Source organism: Rhodococcoides fascians A25f, from assembly GCF_000760935.2.
Lineage (GTDB): Bacteria > Actinomycetota > Actinomycetes > Mycobacteriales > Mycobacteriaceae > Rhodococcoides.
This window is the reverse complement of sequence record NZ_CP049744.1, coordinates 1428737-1453344: the sequence shown is the minus strand read 5'-3', so window position 1 is coordinate 1453344 and position 24608 is coordinate 1428737. Positions and strand designations below refer to the sequence as shown.

Sequence of the window (24608 nt, the reverse complement as noted above, 5' to 3'; positions counted from 1 at the left end):
ACCACGCGTGAGCGTGGTATCCATGCGGGGTGGACATCCTCGCTTCTCGGACAATTCTGCGGCCGGCCGACTATCGGAAGACCCTCGAGTTCTATCGCGATGGCCTCTCTCTTGCCGTGTTTCGGGAGTATCCCGGCGGCACGGTGTTGTTCGTGGGCCAGGGTTTGCTCGAGATCGCGTCGCATCATCGCGGCGACGAGCCAGGAACGTTCTCCGGCGCGCTGTGGCTGCAGGTACGCGACATCGTTTCGGCAACCGAAGAATTGGAATCAGCGGGGATTCCGATCGTGCGCGAGGCGCGAACGGAGCCGTGGGGCCTGATCGAGATGTGGATCGAGGATCCGGACGGGATTCGGATCGTGCTGGTGCAGATCCCGCAGGATCACCCGCTCCGACGAGACAACCGCTAACCACTGCCCACGCTGTCGGCGATCGTACGCAGTACCGACTGCGCCGACTGCGGCCGCGACCACAGATACCCCTGTGCCAGGGTGCACCCGAGTTCGAGTGCGGCGTCGGCCTGTTCGCGGCTTTCGATGCCTTCGACGATCATCGTCAGATCGAGGTCCTTCGCCACTCCGGCCAGCGACCTGATCATCGCGCGCCCGGCGACGGTATCGACGAACCGCGTCAGGTGACCGTCGATCTTGATGCCGTCGGGCTGCAATGTCACCAACCGTTCGAGCGAGGACCAGCCCGAACCGAAATCGTCGAGCAGCACCCGGAAGCCCAGTCGGTGCACGTCGTCGATGTGCCTGCGCAGCAGCGGGCCAGGTGTCACGGCGGTGGTTTCGGTGAGTTCGAGCGAGATCGACGACGGGGACACTCCGGACGAGGCGATGGCGCGTTCGAGGTGGCTGACGCCGTCGGGGTGTGCGAGGTGGCGTCCGGAAATGTTGACTGTCAGCCGAAGGTCGGGACGGTGGACGTGCCACTTCTTCATCTCGGCGGCGGCCTGGGTGAGCACGCTGAGGTCGACGTCGATGATCAGTTCGCTGGCCTCGGCGAACGGGACGAAATCCGCCGGTACCACCATCCCGCGGGTGGGGTGGTGCCAGCGCGCCAACGCCTCGAAGCCGACGATCTCCTCGGTCCGCAGATCCACGATCGACTGGAACCAGGGCACGATGTGACCGTCGGCGATGGAGTCGGCGATGTCGTTGTCGCTGCCCAGGCGGATGACCCCGGATCCGACGCGGCGATGCAGATCGAGTTGCTCCTCCAGCACCGACGCGAACTGTTCGAGTTCCTGCATCTGCTCACCCGAGAGCGATCGCGGCGTGCGATCGAGCAGGCACAGGGTGCCGATGACCAGACCTTCTCGACCGCGCAAGGGAACGGAGGCGTAGGACGCGATGCCGTTGTCGTCGAGGATGGCGCGCTGCCGGGTGGTGGCGTGCACGCGCCCCAGCGCGACGACTGCGGGGTCCCCGGTTCGCACCACGTCGTCGCACAGCGTGTCGGCTCGGTCGACGGTGGACACCGGCGGCCCGCCGACGTTGACCAGCGTGTACTGAGTGTCTTCGTCGAGCACGTTGAGCTGGGCGATGGCGAATCCGACGCTGCGAGCGGCGAATTCGACCGTCGAACGCAGCGCTGGAGTGGTCGCCTCGAAATCGAGATATCGACGAGCGGAGTCGCTCTGTCGGCGGGACTGGGAGCGCGCGGTGTCCGCGACCTCACCGTCCACCGGCATCTCCTCACCCAAGACCGGGCCCGTTCTGGAACCGGATCCACGTGAGCTTAACCGGGCGAGTTCGGCAGATTCGACCGATAGCCCAACTCGGAGTGGTCACAACGACGGATAGCGCGTGTGGAGAAGCCGGTGCCGCAGCACTGCAGCTGCGAGCCGCTTGCCTTCTTCGGTCGCGACCGCTCCGGCAGTGTGCGACCCGGACGTACGATCGCCTTCCGAGAACTCGACTGCTCCGAGTGCACTCAGCTCGGCCACCAAGGTCCTGGCCAGGGGTTCGGCATGCTCGGGAGACGGAGCCTTGCCTGCGTGGGTCCATCCTTCGGCACGCAACAGTCGCGCCAGGTCGTCGGCGCTCGTCTCCACGTCGGCGACGTCCTGACCGACGATCATGCGAGCAAGAATCACCTCCGCGGCAATCGTGTCCGGGTGATATCCAGTGCCGACGATGCCGCCGGTGAGTACGCGCCACAGCCCGTCGGAGCTCAGCTGCCGGGTGCGGGCCGTGGGCACCAACCGCCCGGCGGATCGACGCAGCAGACGCACCCGCATGAGCAGGCGTCGGAGCACGAGAATCTTCTCCGTGTCGAGTTCACGACCGACATGGGAGGGACGCTCGTTCGGGGGGAAAACGGTGGACGCGATGGTTGCCACGAGCTCGTCGGGCAAGTAGCCGGCATCGGTCAAGGCGACACCGTCGCCGATGCATCGGATGAAGGTCTCCAGCCTGCGCACGCAGCCGTACATCGGCTCGACGGCATCGTGCAGCGCGTCGCGCAGCCCCAGATAGAGCTCGGCCCGCGGTGCGCTGTAACCACTCCAGAGTTCGATGCGGTGGTCGAGTAGTTGCTCCAGCAGAACGGCCTCGGAGTGGTCCCTCCCGCGATCGGAGGTCAGCACCGCGTCGGTGACGCCGCGTCGTCGCATGGCCCGCGCGTTGGCACCGAGAGGTCTACCACCCGGCCTCGACGGTTCGAACTCGCCGGCGATGGTCGCCACTTCCAGTGTCTCGCCGATCTTTTCGACGATGACCCGCTCGATGCCGGTGGGGGCGTCCTGCCAGGTCACCAGTTCGGTGTCGAGGGCACCGATGCCCGACTGATCGGTGGCCGCGCGGTACTTCTGCAACCAGGCCGCATCGTCGAGCGTTCGGACGAGCTCCTCGGTGACCGCGCTGCGCGCGATGTCCGCGTATCCGACGCGGCCGAGGCGGTCGAGCAACTCGCCGAGCGCGCGAGCGATGTCGACGCCGCGATCGGGACCCTCCGCGGCGTGCCGCAGATAGACCCAGAGAAAGGACTGCACAGAATGTTGCGTGGGGCCCGCAGGCGGAGACACGCCGATCAGACCGTCCCACCCCAGACGCGCATCGGCAGCGAGCGCGGGATCGACGGAATCGAAATACGACAGAGCGGCCGACACCGCGTCGTCCATGCTCGATCCCTTCACGGTTTCCACTGTTCCACAACGGCTCGGTTCGAGGCGACGACCGCCGTGTGCTGCGACACAGCAAAATTGGACATATAAGGCAAAAAGGTGAACGGAAGATGAACTGCGGGCGACTTCACAGCGCCCAAGAAGAACACTTCGCAAGAAATTTCCGCGAAACAACGTTCATGTCCCACACTTTCCACCGTGAGCGCTGAATTCCTCGTACTTCTCGTGGTGGTCGTGACGGCATTGGCCTTCGACTTCACCAACGGTTTCCACGACACCGCCAACGCCATGGCGACGTCGATCGCGACAGGGGCACTGAAGCCCAAGGTCGCGGTCACCCTGTCTGCCGTCCTCAACCTGGTCGGCGCCTTCCTGTCCGTAGAGGTGGCTGCCACCGTCGCGAAAGGCATCGTCAACCTCGGCGACACCGGCGGCCAAGCCCTGCTCACCATCATCTTCGCCGGCCTCGTAGGCGGCATCCTGTGGAACCTCGCCACCTGGCTGCTCGGCATCCCGTCGAGCAGCTCGCACGCTCTGTTCGGCGGCCTCATCGGTGCCACCATGGCGGGGCTGGGAACCAGCGGTGTCGTATGGGACGGGGTGTGGAGCAAGATCGTCTTGCCCGCCGTGCTCGCCCCCATCGTCGCCGGCCTCGTGGCCACCGTCGGAACCTGGATCATCTACCGCATCACCGACGCAGTTCCCGAGAAGTCGAAGGAGCGCGGATTCCGCTGGGGCCAGATCGGTTCGGCCTCGCTCGTCTCGCTCGCGCACGGCACCAACGACGCCCAGAAGACGATGGGCGTGATCTTCCTGGCGCTCGTTGCCTACGGCACCGTCTCACCCGATGCCGAGATGCCCCTGTGGGTCAAGGTCACCTGTGCACTCGCCATCGCGTTGGGCACCTACCTCGGTGGCTGGCGCGTCATCCGCACCCTGGGCAAGGGCCTGGTCGAGATCGCATCTCCGCAGGGCATGGCCGCCGAATCATCTTCTGCAGCAATCATTCTGACGTCGAGCCACCTCGGCCTCCCGCTCTCGACCACCCAGGTTGCCACCGGCTCCATCCTCGGATCGGGACTCGGCAAGCCCGGTGCCGCAGTGCGATGGAACGTCGCAGGCCGCATGGCCGTCGCCTGGGTCATCACCCTGCCGCTCGCCGGAGTGGTCGGTGCCGCGTGCTGGCTGCTCGCACACACGATCGGCGGTCTGCCCGGCATCCTCGTGGTCTTCGCCATCCTCGTCGGCCTGGCCACAGTCATGTACATCCGCTCGCGCCGCGAACCCGTCGATCCGGACAACGTGAACGCCGAGTGGGACGGCGGACTCGTTCCCGCCGCCACCGAAGCCGACTCCCCCGCGAAGGTCTGAAGACACCATGGAAACCCTCAAGCACACGCTCGATTCGCTCTGGCAGGTAGTTCTCGTCGGACTCCTGCTCGGTGCCGGACTGCCCGCGATCTTCGCTTTCGGACTCAAGGCACTCTCGGTCGGTGAACCCTCGGACGAGGCCACCGCCGCAGGCACCACCCGGGTGGCCCGGCCGGCCGTCGCCACTGCCGCGGCCGTCCTCTGTTTCGCAGTAGTCGTCGTCGCGATCGTGGCCGGAATCCTCTTCATCATGAAGAACTTCCTCGACAGCACATTCGGCATCTCCGTCTTCTGACACCCGAGAAGGGGTACAGCTCTCATGACAGACTCCACCAAGACCGCATTTCCGGCCTCGGTGCTCGAATGGCTCCGAGCCGGATATCCCGAGGGCGTTCCGCCCAAGGACCGCTTCCCGCTCGTCGCGCTCCTGCGCCGCGCCGCACTCACCGACGCTCAGGTGCAGGAGATAGTTCTCGAACTCGTCTCTCCCGCCAACGGCGCACTCGACGACGGTGCCATTTCGACCGACGAGATCGCGACGTACATCCGCGAACAGATCGACGCCGAGCCGACGGCCGAGGACATCTCTCGTGTCTCGGCGCGGCTGGCAGCCGGTGGTTGGCCGCTCGCGGATCCGGCGGCCCTGTAAGTCCATGTCGGTCCCGTCGTTCCTCCACTCGATAGTCGGGTGGCTTCGCGGTGGGTATCCCGACGGGGTACCCGAAGCGGATTACGTTCCCCTCCTTGCTCTTCTGAATCGGCGACTGTCCGACGACGAAGTGCAGTCGGTGATGGACGCCCTCATCGCCGACGGTCAGCTGCCCGCCGACAAAGCAGGTATTTCCGTCACCATCACCAAGGTCACCAACGAGATGCCCCGGGAAGAGGACGTCAACCGGGTACGCGCGAACCTCGCCGCCGGTGGCTGGCCACTGGCCGACCCGTTCACGCTGCGCCGCGAGGACTAACCTCGTACGTGTGCTCGAGAGCGTTCCCATTCCGACCGGACCGGCCGCGGCAGACATCCTGCCGCGGCTGAGCCGTGTGCTGGCCGGTGACGGACCGGCCCTACTTCCTGTTCCCGCCGACGACCCGCGCGAGATCCGACGCCTGCACGACGCCCTGGCACCCGGCACTCCTGTCGACGACGGCGTCGCACTGGTCGTCGCAACGTCCGGCACAACGGGAATACCCAAGGGTGCCATGCTGTCTGCGTCCGCTCTGGTCGCGTCGGCGACGGCCACCGAGGAGCGGCTCGGCGGGCCCGGCTCGTGGTTGCTGGCGCTGCCCGCACACCACATCGCCGGGATGCAGGTCTTGCTGCGCAGCGTGCTCGCCGGAACCTCGCCGGTGATCATGGATGTGTCCCACGGATTCGACCCGGTCGCCCTGATCGAGTCCGTGGGCCGAATGTCGGGTCCCCTGCGCTACACGTCACTGGTTCCCGGCCAGTTGGTGAAGGCATTCGAGAACCCCGAGGCCGTGGCTGCGTTGGCCTCGCTCGACGCGGTGCTACTGGGCGGGGCTGTCACGCCAATTCCGTTGCGGGAGAAGGCACATGCGGCAGGGATCCGCTTGGTTCGAACGTACGGCATGAGCGAAACCGCAGGCGGCTGCGTGTACGACGGAGTTCCGCTGCGCAACACGGTGGTACGCATCGACGCGGGCCGGGTCGTGTTGGGCGGAAGAACCCTGGCCTCGGGATATCGCGGATTACCCGAGCACCCGGCGTTCGCCGAGCCGGGATGGTTCCGCACGGACGACGCGGGAACGCTGGTCGACGGGGTATTGAGCATTACCGGCCGACTCGACGAGGCCATCTCGACGGGTGGCTTGACCGTCGTACCGCAGGTCGTCGAAGCGGCGCTGGCAACGCATCCCGCAGTCCAAGAGTGCGCGGTCGTCGGACTGCCGGACGAGCGCCTCGGCCAGAAAGTGGTGGTCGCGGTGGTCGCCTCTGCGCCGGTGACGTTGGCGGAGTTACGCTCTCACGTCGCATCGTCGTTGGACATCACGGCCGCGCCACGTGAATTGTTTCTGGTCGAATCACTGCCGACCCGAGGCCCGGGAAAACTGAATCGAGCAGAATTGCGGGCAATGCTGGGGAAGCGGTGAGCGGGCCGCTGCTCGGCTCGTTCGGGCGCAAACGCGAGCGCGTTTGTCAGGTGCGCGCGAGATAGTCGGCGAACCCGCGCGCGTTCGGCAAACGCGAGCGCGTTGCGGCGGTCAGTTCAGCGGCGTGCCTTGATGGTGCGCCAATTCCCAGCCGGATTCGGTGCGACGCCACAGCGAGGTTCGACGCGCTCGCATTTCGTAAGTCTTCGAAATCCAATGCACCAGAACCAAATCCGTACTGATTGCTCGCCCACTCAGTTCGAGCACCTCGATCTCCACAGAATCTTCGCCGCCTAGTAGGTCGAGGATCGACGCCTTGTCCCACACCGCGCCCGAGGCTCCCACTTCGGTGAAGTCCTCGGCGAGCAGACTGACCAGCCGCCCGCGGTTGCGTCGACATTCCGGGGTCTGCAACTCTCGCTCGAGCTCCAGAACAGTCGCCAGGTCGGTGCCTGAACAGGGCTCATCGTTGGGCGACATGAGTCACTGTCTCACGCACGAACGCGAGCGCATTCGCCAGGTGCGCGCGAAATAGATGGCGCAGAGGTAGCGAACTCGCGCACGTCCGGCAAACGCGCGCGCGTTTGCGCTCGATCAGGGGCCGGGGCAGGGGCAGGGCAGGGGCCGCGGCAGCGGCAGCGGCAGCGGCAGCGGACGATCAGCTCAACCCGCCATTTTCTCGTACAGTCGCTCCACGTCGGCGTCCGTCCAGCCGGGCGGATCGAGGATGTCGGCCCACATCCGCACCGCGTCGGCTCCGTAGCTGTGGCCGTGACCGTCGTCGACGTCGGTGGAGAAAACCTGATCGAAGGTCAACTGCCAGAACGTGACGAACGGGAACCATTGCACTCCCGGGTCGACGTCGGTGCCACGCGGTTCGTTCAGCCAGTCGGGTCGGCCCAGGATCAGATCGGGTGACCACCACACGATTGGGTCGGATGCGTGCTGCCAGTAAACGATTCGCGGCTCCTCCCACGGTCCGCCGATGTCGAGGTCACCGGAAGACCCGGCGAAACGGACGTGTTCGCCGCCGTCGATGACAGGCAGGATCTCGCGGGAACCGGCGTCGCGTCCACCGGTGATGCGGGCCCATTGAGGAGTGAAGTTCGGGTTGCCGACCCACAGGGCACCGTCGATGCGGGCGATCATGTCCTGGGCACCGCTGAATGCATCCTGCCCGCCGTAGGCACCGAGGCTCTCACCGAACAGCACCAACTTGGGTCGTGAATCTTCCGGAAGTTCGCTCCACACCGCGTAGATCGCCTCGAAGAGTGCTCGTCCGGCATCCTGCGGGGTCTGCCGGTCGGCCAGAAATGCCATCGGGCTCGGCAGGAACGAGTACTGCATCGACGCTATTGCCGAATCACCGTCGTACAGATACTCGAGGGGGCCGGCCACGGATTCGTTGACCCACCCACGTCCGGTGGTGGTCGCGACACCGAGCACGGCCCGCGAGAATGCGCCGGTACGTTCGAGTTCGGCCACCACCCGATCTGCGACGCCCTCGACGGTGTCGGCCGACTCGACTCCGGCGTACGAGCGGATCGGTTGCACTGCAGGTCTTCCGGTGAAGTCGCTGATCTCGTCGGGCGATGCTCCCGAGACGACGAACCGTCGACCCTCCTGCCCCAGCGAATCCCATTCCTCGTTCGAGGCATCCGAACCCGAAAGCTCCTCCGCCGTGGGCTTTTCCACTCCATCGTGGTTGCCGCGGTCGGCAGTCGATGCGGACTTCTCCGCGACGGCCACGATTCCCCGAATCAATGCGCCATTGACAGCGAACACCACCAGCAGCGCAACCACGATCACGCTGGCGATCCTCGCCACCGGCCTCGGTACGTACTGCTTGCCCCAGCGCGTCAGTGCCCGAGTCGCTCTGCGCAGAAGGCGTCCGAGAGCAAGCACGGCCACCGCTACCACCAACGAGAGCACCAGCACCGCGACATACAGCGGCCGGCCGGGGTCTTCCACACCGACCAGCTTGCGGACGATCTGCTGCCACCACGATCCGAGGATCAGGAACAGCGGAATCACCACCACCGCAGCCGCGGCCAGCGCCCACCACCCACGTCGACGCCACTGCTGCGACCAGTCCGGTGACACTCCGCAGAGCCGGACCACCCAGGCAATGAGGCATCCCACGCCGTAACCGATCGCGACACTGATACCGGTGGCCACCGCCTGCAGATACCACGCACGGGGCAACAGAGAAGGAGTCATCGACAGCGCGTAGAACACGAGAGCGAAGAAGATCCCGACGGGATGTAGTGCGCGGCAGTACCGATCCGCTCGTGAATCCCGCCAGTACGAACGTATCGAGGACGACCGCTGTGTGGTCACCCGACGATCGTATTGGCCCGCCGACTGGGCCGCACCCACTTCGACGTGCAAGCATTCAACGCATGAGTGTTCTGGTCTGCTTCCATGCACATCCCGACGACGAAGTGTTCGGCACCGGCGGGGTGATGCGTCTGGCTGCCGATGCCGGCCATCGCGTCGTACTCGTCACGGCAACCGACGGTGCCCTCGGAGAGTTTCCGGACGGAATCCTCACCGACGGCGAGACCCTGGCAGAGCGCCGACGCACCGAGCTGGATCGTTCGGCCGCCGTTCTGGGAGTGGACCGCATCGTTCGGTTGCACTACGCCGATTCCGGCCTGGCGGGCACTCCGGAAAATGCCAATCCGGAGGCCTTCTGCAACGTCGACGTCGACACCGCGGCGGGGCGATTGGCCGACGTGCTGCTCGAAGAGCAGGCCGACGTCGTCACCATCTACGACCCGAACGGTGGATACGGCCACCCCGACCACATTCAGGTGCACGTGGTCGGCAAGCGCGCCACCGAGATCGCCGAGACCAGGTACGTGTACGAAACCACGACCAACCGCGATCACATGCGCCGACTGATGGAGGCAAATCCGCACTGGGGCGAGGAGGCGTCACCGCCGGACATGGAGACGTTCGGACTGCCGGAAACCGAGATCACCACGGTGGTCGACGTGTCCAGCGTGATCGCGGCGAAGCGGGCCGCCATGGAAGCGCACGAGACCCAGGTCGGCGATTTCGGTCCGTTTCTGCAGATGCCCATCGAACAACTCACCACCGCCTTCGGCACCGAATGGTTCAGGAAGTTGCGCGGGACCGGTGGCGTCGGCCTGACGGAGACCTCGCTGCCACTGTGACACCACGCAAGAGGTGACACCACGCGGCACATGAAAGGTGACGCAAGCGCGACGTACGCGTCGTGCAAGCGGTCGGGGCGATCGTTGTCCCATGACCACACCAGCTATCGAGGCCGACGGCCTCGTCAAGACATTCGGTAAGCAACGCGCGGTCGACGGTGTCAGCCTGACCGTTCCCACCGGGGCGGTCTACGGAGTCCTCGGCCCCAACGGCGCGGGCAAGACCACAACGGTCCGCATGCTCGCCACCCTCCTTCGACCCGACGGCGGCTCGGCCCGAGTTTTCGGCCGAGACGTCGTCGCCGACGCCACCGCGGTCCGGTCGCTAGTCGGCGTCACCGGCCAGTACGCATCGGTGGACGAGGATCTCACCGCAACCGAGAATCTCGTCATCTTCTCCCGGCTTCTCGGCCTGAGTCGACGCGACAGCAAAGCCAAAGCCGTCGAGCTCCTCGAGGAATTCGGGTTGACGGACGCGGCGTCGCGACCGTTGAAGTTGTTCTCCGGTGGGATGCGGCGACGCCTCGATCTGGCCGCGAGCCTGATCTCGGCACCGCCGCTGCTGTTCCTCGACGAGCCGACCACCGGGCTCGACCCCCGCACCCGAGCCCAGATGTGGGACACCATCCGTCGGCTCGTCGCGGCGGGCTCGACCGTTCTACTGACCACTCAGTACCTCGACGAGGCCGACCAACTGTGCGATCACATCGCCGTCATCGATCACGGCCGCGTGATCGCCGACGACACCGCCGACGGGCTCAAGTCCTCGGTGGGCACCTCCGCACTGTCACTGACTCTCACGGACCGAAACCAGATCGACGACGCCCGAGCTTTGGTTGCGAAGCAACTGGGCACCGACGTGTCGGTCAGCCCCGAGTCCGCTCGTCTGACTGCACCCATGACCGACACATCGATGACCCCCGACATCTTGATTCGCTTGCGCGACTTCGGCATCGACGTCAGCGAAATCACCGTCACCAAACCCAGCCTGGACGAGGTATTCCTGACCCTCACCGGCAAGAGCGCAGACGAGGACGCAGCATGACCACCACTCTCACTCCGCAGACGTCGACGTACATCGACCCCGCCGACCGTCCGGTCGTCCGACACATCGGCCTGGCCCGCACCGCCGCCCAGTCCGCCACCATGGGATATCGCGGGCTGCTCAAGCTCCGACACAACCCCGAACAACTCACCGACGTGGTGCTGCTACCGGTGATCTTCACCCTGATGTTCAGCTACATCTTCGGCGGTGCGGTTGCCGGCGACGTCACGTCCTACCTGCCGATGATCGTGCCCGGAATCCTGGTGCAAACGGTGATCACCGGTTCCGTCGTCACCGGCACACAGCTGCGAGAAGACATGGACAAGGGTGTCTTCGACCGATTCCGATCTCTGCCGATCGCCCGAATCTCGCCACTTGCAGGAGCATTGATGGCCGACGTCATCCGCTACCTGATCGCCGCGGTCGTCTGTTTCCTCACCGGGTTCGCGATGGGCTACCACCCCGCAGGTGGAGCACTCGGCCTCGTCGGAGCCGTCCTGCTGGTGATGTTCTGCGCCTGGGCGATCAGCTGGATCTTTGCGCTCCTCGGCACCGTGATGAACAAAGCCTCTTCGGTGCAGGGCATCTCGATGCTGGTGCTGTTCCCGCTGACGTTCCTGTCCAACGCCTTCGTCGACACCTCCACGATGCCGAGCTGGCTGCGAGCGTTTGCCGACATCAACCCCGTCTCACACCTGGTGACGGCGGTCCGAGAGCTGGCGAACAACGGGCACTTCGGTATTCACGTCGTGTACTCACTCGTCGGAGCCGTGGTCATCGTCGCCATCTTCGCCCCACTGACCGTGAAGTCGTACATGCGCAAGGCCTAGGACACGGGAAGCGAACTCAAGATCTCTTGCAGTGCAGCATGTCTGGTGATACCAGCAGCCCGCGCGATACCGGCGTCGACCGTAGGGTCACCGACAATCACGCGGGCTGCGGCCACGTGCCGATCGATGCGCATCGACGGAAAATCCTGGCGACCTATCGCCCGGTCCGACGCGGCGAGCAACCGAACTCCACGTTCGCGGTCCCCGCACTGCACCTCGAACGAACCCACTGCGCACGCAACAGCACCGAGCATCGGAATATCGTAGAAACCGCCAGGCACCAACGCATTCCACGGCGTGCGCACCAGCTCCCCCACCGCTTCGCGCATCTCCGCCGCACGACCGTGCAATACATGCGCTCCGACAGCCGCGCACACCAGAATCGTCATGAACGGATCGCTCGCGTCCTGTGACGGCCAGCCCCCGATGGCCAGTGCTTCCCGAAATTGCGCCAAACCTCGTTCGACGTGACCGTCTTCCACATCCGCCGCTGCCCGTGCCGCAGTCAGCGACGCAGACGTCGACTGCTGCTGCGCACGATCCCACCGAGCGCCGGAATCGTGGGCAGGCCCCCGATCAGCGGTGTCACCGGAATTGCCCGGACTCCAGTCCTGAGCCATACCTCCCGACGCCAATTCCTCCACCAGCGCCCGCCCCTCGTCCACCCGACCCGCGCCGATCAGGGCCAGTGCCAGGAAGGTTCGGGTTTGCATGCTCTCCTCGTAGGCATGCATCGTCCACATCACATCGGCGGAGGTTCGGTAGTACTCGGCGGCCGTGGCTTGATCGCCTGCCAGACCGTAGGAGCTGGCAAGTGTTTGCGAGGTGGACCCCACTGCCCACAGATCACCACGACTACGCGCGATGCCGAGAGCGCGCTCACCGTCTCGAATCGACTCGTGCAATCGCCCCGAATTCTGAGCGAGCATCGCGCGAACCACGTACGCGTTGCAGCGAACGTCGCCGTATTCGGAGCGAGTGGCGAGAGCCAGTTTTCTGGCCAACCCCCGCCCTCCGATGTGGTGCACGAGCACCTCGGCATTGAACCGCAACCCCGGTGCGATGTCGGTTCTGTAACGCAACAGATTTCGTAGATCGACTCGAACTCGGGCTACCCGGCGCAGTTGTCGTCCGTAGGCGAAATGCGCCGCAAGAACCAGCATGCACATGACGGCGTTGTCGTCGGGTGTTTCTGCGATCCCGCGGCGGATACTGCTCTGCACCCTGTCGGCCCAGTTCAGCACCTCGGAATGCGCGCCGCGCATGGCCCAGAAGTAGCCCAGTACCGAGAAGAGCGTGCAGACGTGCTCCGAAACGTCATGTGCGAAAGAATGTCTCATCATGGAGAGCAGGTTGTCGTGCTCCGCCTCGAGCAGCAGAACCATCTCGGCCGGACGCCCACCGGCATAGCCTGCGGAAATCCTCGTCGACACTGCAGTCGACCAGGCTCGCAGGCGTAGTGCGACCTGCTCTTCCTCCCCGCTCGCGTCCAATTGCTCCTCGCCGTACTCGCGGACGGTCTCGAGCATGTGGTACCGCACGCCCGTAGACGTCTCGGCAACTGTGAGCATGGACTGGTTCACCAGACCGTCGAGCGCAAACGACACATCCTCGACCTCGGACCATTCCGCCACCGTTCGCGCCGCGTCGAGATCGAAGCCCGCGGGAAAGCGACAGAGCCGGCGAAGAGTTGCCTGCTCTGTGCCGTCGAGCAGATTCCAACTCCAGTCGATGACCGCGTGCAAGGTTCGATGTCGTTCCGGACGGGTTCGGTCCGTCGATCGCAGCAGCGCGAATCGTTTGTGCAACCGAGTGCCGATGTCCTCCACACTCATCGATTTCACTCGCGCTGCTGCCAACTCGATGGCAAGGGGCAGGCCGTCCAAGGTGTGGCACAGGGCCGCGACTGCGTCGGGATCGAGTCGCACGGACGGGCGAACTGCGCGGGCTCTGACGCAAAAAAGTTCTGTCGCAGGCGAATTCGGTCCGAGCATGCCGAGAGAGGGCAGCGGAAACACCGATTCGGCCGTCGACCCTATCGGCGAACGGGAGGTCGCCAATACCGTCACCAGATCCGTCGCAGCCACGAGCTCGTCCACGACTGCAGCCACCTCGTCGATCACGTGCTCGCAGTTGTCGAGGATCAACAAACCTCGGCGAGTCGAGAAGACGTCGACCAGACGCTCGTGAATCGAGTGCACCCGGGCGACCTGAAGACTGCCGACAGTGAAATCCGCCTCGGTCAATCCGAGGGTGGCACCGATCGCCGAGGCGACGTCCTCACCACTGCGCAGCGATGCCAGTTCGACGAACGCCACCGGCATCGAATCGGCAGCTCGATGACCCAGGGCGTGTGCGATGCGTGTCTTGCCCGCGCCGCCAGGACCGAGGACGGTGGTGACGCGAGAGGTGTGCAGCAGCTCCTCGATAGCCTCGATGTCGTCGCCTCGACCGATCAAGGCATTCGGCGCGGCACGAAGCCCGATGGTCTGCAGCACCTTCGGCGCGTCGTGACCGAGAATCTCGGCATTCAGTGCAGTAGTCGCGGGCGAGGGATCCGTTCCCAACCGCTGGGCCAGATCGCTGCGCAAGTCCGCGAACACCGTGAGCGCGTCGTTGGGTCGGCCCACACCGTGCAGCGCGCGCATGAGGTCGGCGGCAGCACGCTCGTCGGCTGGATCCTCGGCCGCGCGGGCCTGCGCATACGGCAGAGCGTCGCCGTATCTCCTCAGACCGAGGAGGGCCGCGACCTGCAGCGACTTCAGAGCCGTCCCAACCGCGTCGGCCTCGGCCCGAACGGAGTCGATGGGCTCACCGCGCCACAGACCGAGGGCTTCGACGACCAGGTCGAGTGCATCCTGGAAGTGCCCCTGAGCGAGGCGACCCTCCGCGCCGCGGGTCAGAGCACGGGCCCGGCCGAGATCGATGTCCTCGGCATTCAGAACCAACCGATATCCCCCGGGCCCACTCTCGAGAGCGCCGCTGGGCAGCGCCGATCGCAGCCGAGAGATCTGTGTCTGCAGAGCATTCTTCGGTGATCGGGGAGGCTCGCCGGGCCACACCTCCTCGATGAGCCGTTGCGAGGACCGCGCCCGCCCCGGATCCAGCGCCAACGCCACGAGCAGGGCCTGCGCCCGCGTACCCGATACCGGCACGGGACTGCCGTCGACCACGGTCGTCACGACGCCGAGCATCCCCACCACCGGAAGTTCGGCCGTGAGGTGCGTCGTCTCGGGATCCGCGATGTCGTGGGGCACTGTCCTCAGATCGTAGGCCGCGGGGCCGAACGCTTCGAATTGACGTTTGGATTGTTTTGAGACCCTAACCAAACCGTGAGACGGTAGAGTGGCCTCGTCGCCTGACTCGAGGGCGCGCAATTTACACATGAATCCCGTCATCGAATCGGAGAGGCCGGAGAAGCGATGCGTTCGTCCGTGGGTGTGTCACTGGGCACGTGCGGCATCCGCACGGCCCGGACCACCGAAGACGGCACGTGGAGCGACGGCACCCCGTTCGACGACTGGCAGCTCTCCCCCTCCGCCGAGGACGTCGCGCGCGTGGTCCGCGGCATCGTCGATCGGCCCGACGCACCGCAGTCCTTGGGCGTCGCCCACCGCACCCCCGTGGAGCGGGCACAGATTGCCGCCGCCCTGGCCGAGGAGTACGTCTCCGACGTGCACCTCATCGACGAAACCGGCGCGGCACTGGAATACCTGCGGCCCGGACTGCCGTCACACCACCGAACGATCGCACTGTTCGACGCCGGAGACACGGGCGTCGGCGTCGACATCGTGGACGTCGAATCCGGCCGCTCCTACGGATCGACGCGCACCACCGCCATCAGCGGTCGCGCGTTCGACGCCGTCGTCCGCGAGCACATCCTCGGTCTCGGCATCGTGCGCCCGCCGCAGTCTCCCGACGAAGAGAGTGCACTGACGGCCTTCTGCCGAGGAATCAAGGAAGCGCTGTCCACGCACCAGACCACCAGCACACCCGACGGCGAGCACGTCCTCCTCGAGCGCCACATCTTCGAGTTGTCGATTGCGCGCTCCACCGAGCAGGCCGCCGCGACGGTTCGCCAACTCGGTCTCGAAGCCGAGTTCTATCCCGATGCCGTCGTCGCCATCGGTGGAACGTCCAATGTTCCGTTGGTCCGGGCCACGCTGGAACGCTTTCTGCAGCTGCCGGTCATCGTCCCGGATCGGCCGGAGCTGGTGGTCGCCGGCGGAGCGGCGGTGCACGCCACCCACGTGGACGCGGCCCGTGTGCCGCCCCTCGTCTCACACCGACCGGCACTGACACGGCTGGGAATGATCGCGCTGCCGATCGCAGGCGTCATCGCGGCCATCGGGCTGTTCACCGCTATCGGGTCCAGCGAGGGAGACCAACCGCTGAGCACCCCCGCCAGCGTGGGCGAGCGCGTTTCGCAGACCACAAAGCCTGTAGCCGGCACTACGACGACCTCGACGACGGCACCCACACCCGACGTCCCGCCGCCGGCCCCGACGACGACCTCCGCGCCGCCGCCTGCTGCCGACCCGGCACCCTATGTTCAGTACCAACCGCACTACAACCCACCGGCACCTGCGCCGGCACCGACGGTGCCGCTGCCACAGATTCCCGGCGTGCAGATGCCCGTCATCCCACTACCGGTGTTGCCGCGCCTGCCGTTCTGACCGGCCGCGTTCTCGTCCGTCGAGCGGATACGGAAGGATCGTCGCTCATGGCCACCACTGCGCAATGGATCGAAGGCGCGCGACCGCGCACACTCCCGAACGCGATTGCTCCCGTCCTCGTCGGTACCGGTGCAGCCGTGTCCCTGGACGCCGGGGTGTGGTGGAAGGCGCTGCTGGCCTTGATCGTCTCGCTGGCCCTGATCGTCGGCGTCAATTTCGCCAACGACTACTCGGACGGAATCCGCGGCACCGACGACGATCGTGTCGGGCCCTTGCGCTTGGTCGGTTCCAAGGCGGCCTCCGCAGGCGCGGTCAAGAGGGCCGCCATCGGCTGCTTCGCCGTCGGAGCCGTGGCCGGATTGGCGTTGGCTGCCACCAGTGCCTGGTGGTTGGTCATCGTAGGCCTGGTCTGCATAGCCGGTGCCTGGTATTACACCGGCGGCTCGAAGCCGTACGGCTACAGCGGATTCGGCGAGATCGCGGTATTCGTGTTCTTCGGACTCGTCGCGGTTCTCGGCACGCAGTTCGTGCAAGCAGAGCAGATAGATTGGGCCGGAGTGTTGGCCGCGGTGGCCGTCGGATCGTTCTCGAGTGCCGTGCTAGTCGCCAACAATCTGCGGGACATCCCCACCGATACCGAATCCGGAAAGCTCACGCTCGCAGTGCGATTGGGCGATGCCCGCACTCGCTACCTGCATCTAGCATTGCTGGTGGTGCCGTTCGCGATGACGGTGGTTCTGATTGCCCGAACTCCGTGGGCACTGGTGGGCCTGCTGGCACTCCCCTTCGCTGCTCGCGCGAACTCCCCGGTACGCAAGGGTGCGCACGGATTCGAATTGATTCCCGCACTGCGCGATTCGGGCTTGGCGATGCTCGTCTGGGGAGCGAGCACCGGCGTTGCGTTGGCCTTCGCCTAACGCTTGTCGGGCACGAACGCGCCGAGCAGGAAGTTCACGATCGAGATGATGATCGCGCCCCAGAACGCAGCGGCGAATCCCACGATCTCGAGGCCGTAGCCGGTCTGCGACGACAACCAGCCCGTCAACAGCAGCATCAGCGCATTGATCACGAGCGTGAACAGTCCGAGAGTCAGAATCAGCAACGGCAGCGAGAGCAGCTTGACCATCGGCTTGATGAACGCGTTGACAATGGTGAGAACGGCTGCGATACCGAGCAGCACAACGATGTCCCACCCGTCACCGCGGCCCGAACTGGTGACGGTGATCCCGTCGACGAATTCCTTGGCGACCCAAATGGCAACAGCGTTGATCACGAGCCGAATCAGAAAGTTCATGGCCGCCATCGTAGGGTTCGCAGCGTTCGGCGGCTACGGTGTCCGAACCAGCAGGACCGTCGACCGCAGTTCATCGAGCGAACAATGCCGCTGCACCAGTTCGGTGAACCATGGATCGGCACCTCGAACCAAACCGAGAAGAACATGTTCGACGCCTATCTCGCGGTCGTGTCGTTCGACGGCTTCCTTCAGCGACAGCTTCAATACTTCCTTGGCCGATGGCCCGAACGGTATGCGATTCAGGCCGCCCGGCTGCGCCCCGTCGACGGCGTGCGGACCCAGGGCTGCGTCGACGGTGGTCATGACGGCGTCCAGGTCGATCCCGAGAGAACGCAGCGCACGCGCGTCCTGGGACTGTGCATCCTCGAATACTCCGTCGACGGTGAATCCGGCCTCGGCGAGCGCGTTCTTCAGCGGCTCTTCGGCGACCGCGAGCGCACCGAGGAACAGATGCGTGGGCTCGATACGCGGTGAGTGCAGCGCCCGCGCTCGACCCTGGGCGCCCAGGACGACTGCTCTGGCGGACGTGGTGAATCGCTCGAACATGATTGTCTACCTTCCTTTTCCGCCGTGCTTCTTGTGGACCGCCTGCCTACTGACGCCCAGCGAGTCCGCTATCGCCTGCCACGACCATCCCTGATTGCGGGCGGTGCGAACCTGAACGGCTTCCAGCCGCTCGAGCAACCGTCGAAGAGCCGCTACCGCACGCAGCCCCTCACCCGGATCGGGACTGGCGGCTGCGGCTGCAAGTGCAGTGGCTTCGGTCATGGTTGTCAATGTAGGTTGACAGACCGACTGTTGTCAACCTTGATTGACAGAGCGGCGTGCAGCCACCGCAGGAGTGGCACCGTCGAGAGCACGACGACAACGCCGAAACCCAGCCCCGCCAGCACGTCGTGCGGATAGTGGACTCCGGCCGAAACCCGTGCGACGGCGATCAGAACAGCCGCCGGGCAGACCACCCACGCGCTCCGAGGCACGGCCAGGACACAGGCCGTGGCCACAGCAGCTGCGAGCACGGCGTGATTAGACGGCCATGACCAATCATCGACGTCGGGGCAGGCGATGACGGTAGGCGCATCGATAGTCCGGCATGGCCGGGGTTGGGCCACGAGAACCTTGACCACCTCGCTGGCGAGATAGGCGATCGCCACTCCGCAGCCGCCCGCGACCAGCACCCCGAACGACTTCCGATCCCGCAGCCAGGTCCGGACTGCGAGGACGATCGCAGACGCCACCGAGACGAGCAATCCGATCTCGGCCACTGCCGCGATCAGTGCGTGCGGCAACGCCGTGTCCGAGGCGCGGACCACCGAACGAAACAGCGGCTCGCGGATCGGAAATGTCAGCGCGGACAGAAGGAGAAGCACAGCCGCTGCAAGGGCAAATCCGCAGTAAGAGTTCATGGTCGGCGTTCGTGTCGAATTCATGCTCAGGACGCTACGAAGGGTCGAAGCCGAGCAGATCTGGCCGAAGTCGATACCTGACTATGACCCTGGTACTAGTCGCACAACGCGCCCATCGTCGAGGATGTGGAATATGAACACCGTCGATGCGTCCATACGTCGCCGCGCGGCGGCCGCACTGATGATCGTCGCTCTCGTCGCGCTCACGTCCGTGCCGAGTCCCGGCCCATGGAACGCTGCGGCCGTCGCCGTGTGCGCAGCGACCATCGGGCTGGGCCCGAACCCCGTCCGAAGCATCGCCGTGGCCTGGATTCTGGGAGTGTCTGTTCTGGTCGCAGTCCTGGTCGGCTGGGGCAGTGCGTGGACAGAGCTACCCCGGGACATTCTCTACGCCTCGCTACGCATGGGCGTTCCATGGTTGGCCGGCTTCGCCTGGCAGCTCCGCACGCAGGTGCGCAACCAGGCCGTCGAAGAATTGGCTGCCACGCGACAGCGCAGAACCGCTGCTGCGGAACGGGATCGAGCCAAGGAGCGACTCGAGCTTGCGGAGTCCCAGCACGACGACCTCGGGCATTCCCTGAGTCTGGTAGCCCTCGACCTCGGCCGCCTCGAGCTCGACTCCACACTGACGCCCTCGGCACAGGAATCGGTGGGTACCGCACGAAAGCAGCTCGCCCGTGCAGTGGAACGACTCGGCGACTCGGTGGAATCGCTGCGGGTCGGCGCAGCACCGGGCCTGCCTCGCCGCGACACTGTCGACGCGTTGATCCAGCGTGCTCGTGAATCCGGGGTCGACGTCGAGGTGACGAGCACGATCGACGTGTCGAACCTGCCGGAAGCGGCTCACGCCCCACTGTTTCGAGTGCTGCAGGAAGCTTTGACCAACGCGAGCAAGCACGCACCGGGCCTCCCGATCAACGTCGAGCTCGACGGAGACAGGACGTTTTCGATTGTGCGCGTACGCAACCCCGTCGAGCACACCGCTGTGTTCGGTCGAGGTACCGGACTCGAATCCGCGACAGATCTTCTGCGCAGTAGCGGAGGCGACCTGCGGGTCGAACTGAGCGAGAGCGAATTCGAGCTCCGTGCTCGGATTCCACACAGGCCGTCGCCGATGGACCCGATGGACATGCCGCCGGAGGAAGACATCGCCGGTCTCACGCGGGCCCAGCGACGCGGACGGCTACTGCTCGTCGGCGCTGCACTTGTGGCGGTGTCGATGCTGGCGGCCGTGGAGAGCTTCAACTGGTTCGAGACTCGACGAGCTGTACTGTCGGAAGACGACTTTCGCAATATCAGCGTGGGTGACAGTCGAGACGACACCGCCCGCTCATTGCCCGATCGCGAACTACCCGGCGAGGCCGGGGGAACAGGTGAGTGCCACATGTATGCCGTCACCGCCGATCGATTCGCCGACTCGTCCGGGAACCGATATCGCATCTGCTACGACGGTGACGCCGTGTCCGAATCAAGCCTGATCTCGGAGTGAACGGCACTCGATCGGGACAGATCAGAATCCTGATCGCCGACGACGAACCACTCGTCCGCGCCGGCATCATCGGGATCCTCGGTACCGAACCGGATCTGAACGTCGTCTGCGAGGCCGCCACCGGACGCGAGGCACTGGACATGGCGCGCTCACGCTTGCTCGACGCCGCGGTGCTCGACATCCGAATGCCCGAGCTGTCCGGTCTCGAGGTTCTCCGCGAGCTGCGGCGCGACAACTCGACCTTGCCGTGCCTCATCGTGACGACATTCGGTGAGGACGACTACGTGTCGGAGGCCATGAACTGTGGTGCCGACGGGTTCGTACTCAAGTCCGGTGACCCCCGCGAACTGATCCTTGCCGTCCGAGCCGTGTCGGAGGGAGGTGCGTTCTTCTCACCGGCCGTGGCGCGAAGACTTCTCACGGACTCGGTGGTGGTGCGACTCGATCGCAAGGTACAGGCGCAGAACGCCTTTCGGTCACTCACCACCCGCGAACAGAACGTCATACAGCTGATCGGCCGGGGCATGTCCAACTCCGACATCGCCGCCGAACTGCATCTGGCCGAGGGCACGGTCAAAGTACATATCACGTCGATCCTGCGGACGACCGGGGCTCGAAACCGAGTAGAGGCGGCGCTCATCGCAGTCCACGCCGGCGAGGCCTGATTCGCCGTTTCGCGGACTCAGTGATCCACGGCGATGTCGACGAACACTCGACCGCGATCGTCGCGGGTCGCCGTCGCGAGGCCTGTGTACTGAACACCGCCGAGATCGACGTCGACGCGACCGCCGTCGTTCGTGAAGTTTCGCCACCAGTTCTTCTTGTCCGGCATCGCCACCCTGACTTGCAGGTAGTCACCTTTCCGGTCGATAGCCAGCGGTAGTGAAATCTTCTTGCCGGACTTTCGGCCGGTGTAGGTCAGGATGCCCATCGACCGTCCGAGCACCCTGTCGAGCACGGGCGCCTTCATCGCGACCGTGAAAACCCTGTTGAACGCTGCCGCCGACTTCTGAAATGTGTTCATCGTGTGCTCCTTCCGAGCTCGCTCCCGCACCTGCTCGCGAGCGTAGCCCTCGAGCAGGTCGACGGAGCAGTCACAGCGATGAGACACCGTCCTCCATCGACTCGGCGAGGGTGGCCAGAGCGTCGAGAACATGCGACCGTTGCGCACCCAATGCGTCGAACAGCCGTCCGTGAGCGTCGAGCTCGCGAGGAAAAACCTCGTCGACAACGCGCTTTCCCCGATCGGTCAGGGTGATCGAAGCAGACCGTCGATCCTCGGCGCTGGGCACTCGATCCACGAATCCGCGGCGTTCGAGTTTGCCGAGTGCCTTGCTCACCCCGGCGCGAGTCATGCCGAGCAACTCCGCCAACCGCACCGCTGTCACCTGCTCGACTGCATAACGCAGGGGCACCATCAACTCCACCTCGGCGACGGAGACATCGGCGGCGGCGTATATCGGCTCGACGGCCAGATCGAGCAGTGCGACGATTCGTTTGATCTGGGCCACCACCTGCATCGGCGACGTATCCAGTTCCGGATTGAACTCGGTCCACCGTGCGCAGGTCAGCTCACGGAGCGAGTCATCGGTCATCGTCACCACCAATATTGTTAACCAGTTGACAGTTCTGCTACGTTCGGATCTTAGCCCATCGACTTCGAGGAGCCTCTTGACGTACGACACCGTGGTGATCGGCGGCGGACCCGCCGGGCTCAGTGCCGCAACCCTTTTGGCGCGGGCCCGCAGGCGCGTGATCGTCGTCGACGCCGGAGAGCCGCGCAACGCTCCTGCCGACCATGTTCACAACTTTCTCTCCCGCGACGGTTCCGCACCAGGGGACTTGCGTGAGACCGGACGCCAGGAGGTTCTCCGGTACGACGGAGAGATTCTGCAGGGCAACGTAACTCGAATCGAGAACGGCTTCGAGGTTCACCTCGGTGATGGCACGGTCCTGACTTCCCGATCGGCATTGGTGGCCACCGGGCTTCGCGACGAACTACCCGACATCCCCGGCGTCCGAGAACAGTGGGGTTCGGGGGTTCTGCATTGCCCGTACTGCCACGGCTACGAGGTACGGGATCAGCCCATTGCCGTTGTCGGCGGGCCCAACCGGCCGTTCACGGTCCATCAGGCGTCTTTGATTCGACAGTGGTCGGAGGATGTCGTCTTCTTCACCAACGGCATCGAACTGAGCGACGACGAACGCCTCCGACTCGACGCTCGCTCCGTCGATATCGTCGACGCGCCCGTTGCCCGAGTCGTCGTGCGGGATGGTCGCGTCGTCGGCATCGAGCTGTCCGACGGGACCGTCGTTCCTCGAACAGTCGTGTTCGTCGGCCCGACGTTCGTCCCGAACGACATGCTGCTGACTCCGATCGGATGTTCCCGCCTCGACGACGGGTGGGTTGCTACCGACCCGACCGGACTCACCAGCGTCGACGGCCTGTGGACTGCAGGGAACGTCTCGGATTCTCCCGCCCAGCTGATCAATTCGGCAGCAGCAGGATCGAAGGCAGCGATCGCCATCAATCACTACCTCCTCGAACTCGATGTGACTCGCGCCGTCAGCGCGCTCTGAGGGCCTTCCACCAGGGCCGGGGAATGTGTCGGTGCTCTGGTTTACCCTTGTGGCAACGAGGTCGAATACGTGTTCGATCTCCGGTCGCTGGGGGGTGACATGGGGCTACGAAAAGCGGCGTGGACGACGGACGATCATTCCGCGCTCGCCGATGTTCTGGGCGCGCGTCGGAGGATCAACGCTGCCGTCGCGTCGGAACTTGCCCTCATGGACCACTATGTCCGGAATCGAACGGCATGCGCATCACCGTGGGACACCGGGGTGACCGAGAAAGATCTGTACAGCTCGGCAATCTGCGAACTGGCGGCGGCTCTGTCGTCCACCTTCGCCGCTGTGAACAACAAGCTGCAGATGTGGCGTCAACTGCGCCCTCTCGTGCGTCAGGGCTTCATCGACGGTGCGCTCGACCTGGAACGCGTCAGGACGATCCACGATCATCTGCTTCATGCCCGGCCGGAGACGGTCGTCGCTCTCGAGCCCGAAATTCTCAAAGCCGCCCGGGAGATGGCTCCGAGCACCTTGGGTCGCGAGATCGACCGACTGCTCATCGAGGCCGACGCCGACTGGGACCGCGCGGTGCGCAAGCGTGCCGCTCGCACCGAGAAGCGAATCCGCCTTCGCCGCCGGGCACGGGGACTGTCGAGCCTGACCACACTGATGACCGACGGCGAAGCCGACGAACAGCTTTCGCGGATCGACGCCGAGGTCACGCGTCTGCACCCGGAGGATCCACGTTCGGACGACCAGCGTCGAGCCGACGCCCAGACTGCATTGATGCGCGGCGAGGCACTGCTGTGCGAGTGCCCCACGTGCGTGGTGTCTCGCGAGGATGTGACCGATCCGGAGGCCCCTGATACCCACGGGTCACCCGAGATCGGTGGTCCGAGTCCGGCGACAACCGAGCCCTCGGACACGAACTCCGAGGCAACTGGTGAAACATCCAGTGGCTGTTCGAGTTCCGGTCCGGACACGATGCCAACGGCCGCACCACCACCCCCGCCAGGCACACCGGTACCCGACACACCGCCGCCCGATACAGTGCCGCCCGATGCAGTGCCGCGATCGCGGCCGGGCGGAGGAACGCTGATCGAACGGTGGCGTGGCATCGTCGGGCACGACCCCATCGGCGTCCACGCCTTGTATCCCGACGGCCACGGGGGCATGAAACTCCCGCCTCCGGGTGCACTGAGCTACACGCCCAGTCGATCTCTCGCGGCGCGAGTTCGTGCCGAACAGCCGTACTGCCTCCATCCTGGCTGCAACGTGCCTTCGGAACGATGCGACCTCGACCACATCGTCGAATTCGACCGACGACAACCCGAGAAAGGCGGCTGGACAATTCTCACGAACATCGGTCCGCGCTGTCGGCTCCACCACAACCTCAAAACGCGGAAGCTGTGGCGCACCGAACTACTCCCGGAAGGAGTTCTACATATCGTCGATCCACTCGGAAATCACTACTTCACCCCACCCGCCCTGTGAAAACGAAT

25 protein-coding genes and 1 pseudogene are annotated in these 24608 nt (G+C 65.2%); 15 read left to right on the top strand and 11 right to left on the bottom strand.

Translation table 11 applies throughout. The annotated features are described in order from the left end of the window. Positions 1 to 29: 29 nt before the first annotated feature. Positions 30 to 410 (top strand): VOC family protein, encoded by a 381-nt coding sequence (locus BH93_RS07010; RefSeq protein ID WP_037171790.1) that lies wholly within the window; start codon positions 30 to 32, stop codon positions 408 to 410. On the opposite strand, the gene BH93_RS07005 is transcribed toward BH93_RS07010, so the two are convergent. Together BH93_RS07005 and BH93_RS07000 are read right to left on the bottom strand one after the other, a co-directional pair. Next, positions 407 to 1690 carry a sensor domain-containing phosphodiesterase gene (locus BH93_RS07005; RefSeq protein ID WP_242459141.1) on the bottom strand — a complete coding sequence of 428 codons (1284 nt, stop codon included), beginning with the start codon at positions 1688 to 1690 and terminating at the stop codon, positions 407 to 409. The genes BH93_RS07010 and BH93_RS07005 overlap by 4 nt on opposite strands. A 102-nt stretch (positions 1691 to 1792) precedes the next feature. Beyond that, positions 1793 to 3142, bottom strand: coding sequence for a hypothetical protein (locus BH93_RS07000; RefSeq protein WP_037172195.1), 1350 nt, complete (start codon positions 3140 to 3142; stop codon positions 1793 to 1795). A 186-nt stretch (positions 3143 to 3328) separates the two neighbouring features. On the opposite strand from BH93_RS07000, the gene BH93_RS06995 reads away from it, so the two are divergent. The 5 genes from BH93_RS06995 to menE are packed head-to-tail and all read left to right on the top strand — an operon-like array spanning position 3329 to position 6616. Further along, the gene (locus BH93_RS06995; RefSeq protein ID WP_032380423.1) at positions 3329 to 4501 is read left to right on the top strand and encodes an inorganic phosphate transporter; all 1173 of its coding nucleotides are present in this window, start codon (positions 3329 to 3331) and stop codon (positions 4499 to 4501) included. A 7-nt stretch (positions 4502 to 4508) separates the two neighbouring features. Next, positions 4509 to 4796, top strand: a complete 288-nt coding sequence (locus BH93_RS06990; RefSeq protein ID WP_032380422.1) for a hypothetical protein — start codon at positions 4509 to 4511, stop codon at positions 4794 to 4796. Between the two features lie 24 nt (positions 4797 to 4820). Next, positions 4821 to 5150 (top strand): DUF3349 domain-containing protein, encoded by a 330-nt coding sequence (locus tag BH93_RS06985; RefSeq protein ID WP_037171792.1) that lies wholly within the window; start codon positions 4821 to 4823, stop codon positions 5148 to 5150. Positions 5151 to 5154: 4 nt separating this feature from the next. Beyond that, positions 5155 to 5469 carry a DUF3349 domain-containing protein gene (locus BH93_RS06980; protein ID WP_032380420.1) on the top strand — a complete coding sequence of 105 codons (315 nt, stop codon included), beginning with the start codon at positions 5155 to 5157 and terminating at the stop codon, positions 5467 to 5469. Between the two features lie 10 nt (positions 5470 to 5479). Next, positions 5480 to 6616 (top strand): o-succinylbenzoate--CoA ligase, encoded by a 1137-nt coding sequence (gene menE, locus BH93_RS06975; RefSeq protein ID WP_037171794.1) that lies wholly within the window; start codon positions 5480 to 5482, stop codon positions 6614 to 6616. 111 nt (positions 6617 to 6727) lie between these two features. On the opposite strand, the gene BH93_RS06970 is transcribed toward menE, so the two are convergent. Together BH93_RS06970 and BH93_RS06965 are read right to left on the bottom strand one after the other, a co-directional pair. Further along, positions 6728 to 7096, bottom strand: coding sequence for a nuclear transport factor 2 family protein (locus BH93_RS06970; protein WP_037171796.1), 369 nt, complete (start codon positions 7094 to 7096; stop codon positions 6728 to 6730). Positions 7097 to 7279: 183 nt separating this feature from the next. Then, entirely contained in the window at positions 7280 to 8956 is a 1677-nt protein-coding gene (locus BH93_RS06965; RefSeq protein WP_242459140.1) for an alpha/beta hydrolase, read from the bottom strand. A 62-nt stretch (positions 8957 to 9018) separates the two neighbouring features. Between BH93_RS06965 and BH93_RS06960 the strand changes: the two genes are divergently transcribed. The 3 genes and pseudogenes from BH93_RS06960 (at position 9019) to BH93_RS06950 (ending at position 11673) form a co-directional block, all read left to right on the top strand. Continuing rightward, a complete protein-coding gene (locus tag BH93_RS06960) occupies positions 9019 to 9798 on the top strand; it encodes a PIG-L family deacetylase (RefSeq protein WP_037171798.1) in 780 nt (259 codons plus the stop codon). Positions 9799 to 9946: 148 nt separating this feature from the next. Then, positions 9947 to 10843: pseudogene (locus BH93_RS06955) on the top strand (ATP-binding cassette domain-containing protein); the annotation flags it as partial. Next, positions 10840 to 11673, top strand: a complete 834-nt coding sequence (locus BH93_RS06950) for an ABC transporter permease (protein WP_032380416.1) — start codon at positions 10840 to 10842, stop codon at positions 11671 to 11673. The pseudogene BH93_RS06955 and the gene BH93_RS06950, both read left to right, overlap by 4 nt. On the opposite strand, the gene BH93_RS06945 is transcribed toward BH93_RS06950, so the two are convergent. Further along, entirely contained in the window at positions 11670 to 14930 is a 3261-nt protein-coding gene (locus tag BH93_RS06945; protein ID WP_242459139.1) for a BTAD domain-containing putative transcriptional regulator, read from the bottom strand. The genes BH93_RS06950 and BH93_RS06945 overlap by 4 nt on opposite strands. A 165-nt stretch (positions 14931 to 15095) precedes the next feature. Here BH93_RS06945 and BH93_RS06940 point away from each other — a divergent pair, with 165 nt between their 5' ends. Next, positions 15096 to 16349 (top strand): Hsp70 family protein, encoded by a 1254-nt coding sequence (locus BH93_RS06940; RefSeq protein WP_037171802.1) that lies wholly within the window; start codon positions 15096 to 15098, stop codon positions 16347 to 16349. 47 nt (positions 16350 to 16396) lie between these two features. Next, the gene (locus tag BH93_RS06935; RefSeq protein ID WP_037171804.1) at positions 16397 to 17266 is read left to right on the top strand and encodes a 1,4-dihydroxy-2-naphthoate polyprenyltransferase; all 870 of its coding nucleotides are present in this window, start codon (positions 16397 to 16399) and stop codon (positions 17264 to 17266) included. On the opposite strand, the gene BH93_RS06930 is transcribed toward BH93_RS06935, so the two are convergent. From BH93_RS06930 to BH93_RS06915, 4 genes are read right to left on the bottom strand one after another with little or no spacing between them, the layout of a single operon-like run. After that, the gene (locus tag BH93_RS06930; protein ID WP_032380413.1) at positions 17263 to 17643 is read right to left on the bottom strand and encodes a phage holin family protein; all 381 of its coding nucleotides are present in this window, start codon (positions 17641 to 17643) and stop codon (positions 17263 to 17265) included. The genes BH93_RS06935 and BH93_RS06930 overlap by 4 nt on opposite strands. Before the next feature lie 33 nt (positions 17644 to 17676). Next, positions 17677 to 18189, bottom strand: coding sequence for a Clp protease N-terminal domain-containing protein (locus tag BH93_RS06925; RefSeq protein WP_037171805.1), 513 nt, complete (start codon positions 18187 to 18189; stop codon positions 17677 to 17679). Positions 18190 to 18195: 6 nt separating this feature from the next. Next, the gene (locus tag BH93_RS06920) at positions 18196 to 18411 is read right to left on the bottom strand and encodes a helix-turn-helix domain-containing protein (protein WP_032401893.1); all 216 of its coding nucleotides are present in this window, start codon (positions 18409 to 18411) and stop codon (positions 18196 to 18198) included. Positions 18412 to 18416: 5 nt separating this feature from the next. Next, positions 18417 to 19073: a phosphatase PAP2 family protein gene (locus tag BH93_RS06915; protein ID WP_052064853.1), complete on the bottom strand. Its 657-nt coding sequence runs from the start codon at positions 19071 to 19073 to the stop codon at positions 18417 to 18419. A gap of 109 nt (positions 19074 to 19182) precedes the next feature. Here BH93_RS06915 and BH93_RS06910 point away from each other — a divergent pair, with 109 nt between their 5' ends. Both BH93_RS06910 and BH93_RS06905 read left to right on the top strand, forming a co-directional pair. Continuing rightward, positions 19183 to 20538, top strand: coding sequence for a sensor histidine kinase (locus BH93_RS06910; RefSeq protein WP_037171807.1), 1356 nt, complete (start codon positions 19183 to 19185; stop codon positions 20536 to 20538). After that, positions 20535 to 21203 (top strand): response regulator, encoded by a 669-nt coding sequence (locus BH93_RS06905; RefSeq protein ID WP_052064854.1) that lies wholly within the window; start codon positions 20535 to 20537, stop codon positions 21201 to 21203. The genes BH93_RS06910 and BH93_RS06905 overlap by 4 nt, the downstream gene beginning before the upstream one ends. A 17-nt stretch (positions 21204 to 21220) precedes the next feature. Here the strand turns inward: BH93_RS06905 and BH93_RS06900 are convergent, their stop codons facing one another. Together BH93_RS06900 and BH93_RS06895 are read right to left on the bottom strand one after the other, a co-directional pair. Next, positions 21221 to 21562 carry a nitroreductase/quinone reductase family protein gene (locus tag BH93_RS06900; protein ID WP_037172200.1) on the bottom strand — a complete coding sequence of 114 codons (342 nt, stop codon included), beginning with the start codon at positions 21560 to 21562 and terminating at the stop codon, positions 21221 to 21223. Positions 21563 to 21632: 70 nt separating this feature from the next. After that, complete coding sequence (locus BH93_RS06895; protein WP_052064902.1) at positions 21633 to 22133, bottom strand: MarR family winged helix-turn-helix transcriptional regulator; 501 nt, start codon at positions 22131 to 22133, stop codon at positions 21633 to 21635. A gap of 76 nt (positions 22134 to 22209) precedes the next feature. Here BH93_RS06895 and BH93_RS06890 point away from each other — a divergent pair, with 76 nt between their 5' ends. Continuing rightward, on the top strand, positions 22210 to 23118 hold the full coding sequence (locus tag BH93_RS06890) for an NAD(P)/FAD-dependent oxidoreductase (protein ID WP_037171809.1): 909 nt from the start codon (positions 22210 to 22212) through the stop codon (positions 23116 to 23118). A gap of 69 nt (positions 23119 to 23187) precedes the next feature. Next, positions 23188 to 24600, top strand: coding sequence for an HNH endonuclease signature motif containing protein (locus tag BH93_RS06885; RefSeq protein ID WP_155290863.1), 1413 nt, complete (start codon positions 23188 to 23190; stop codon positions 24598 to 24600). The last annotated feature ends 8 nt before the right edge of the window (positions 24601 to 24608 follow it).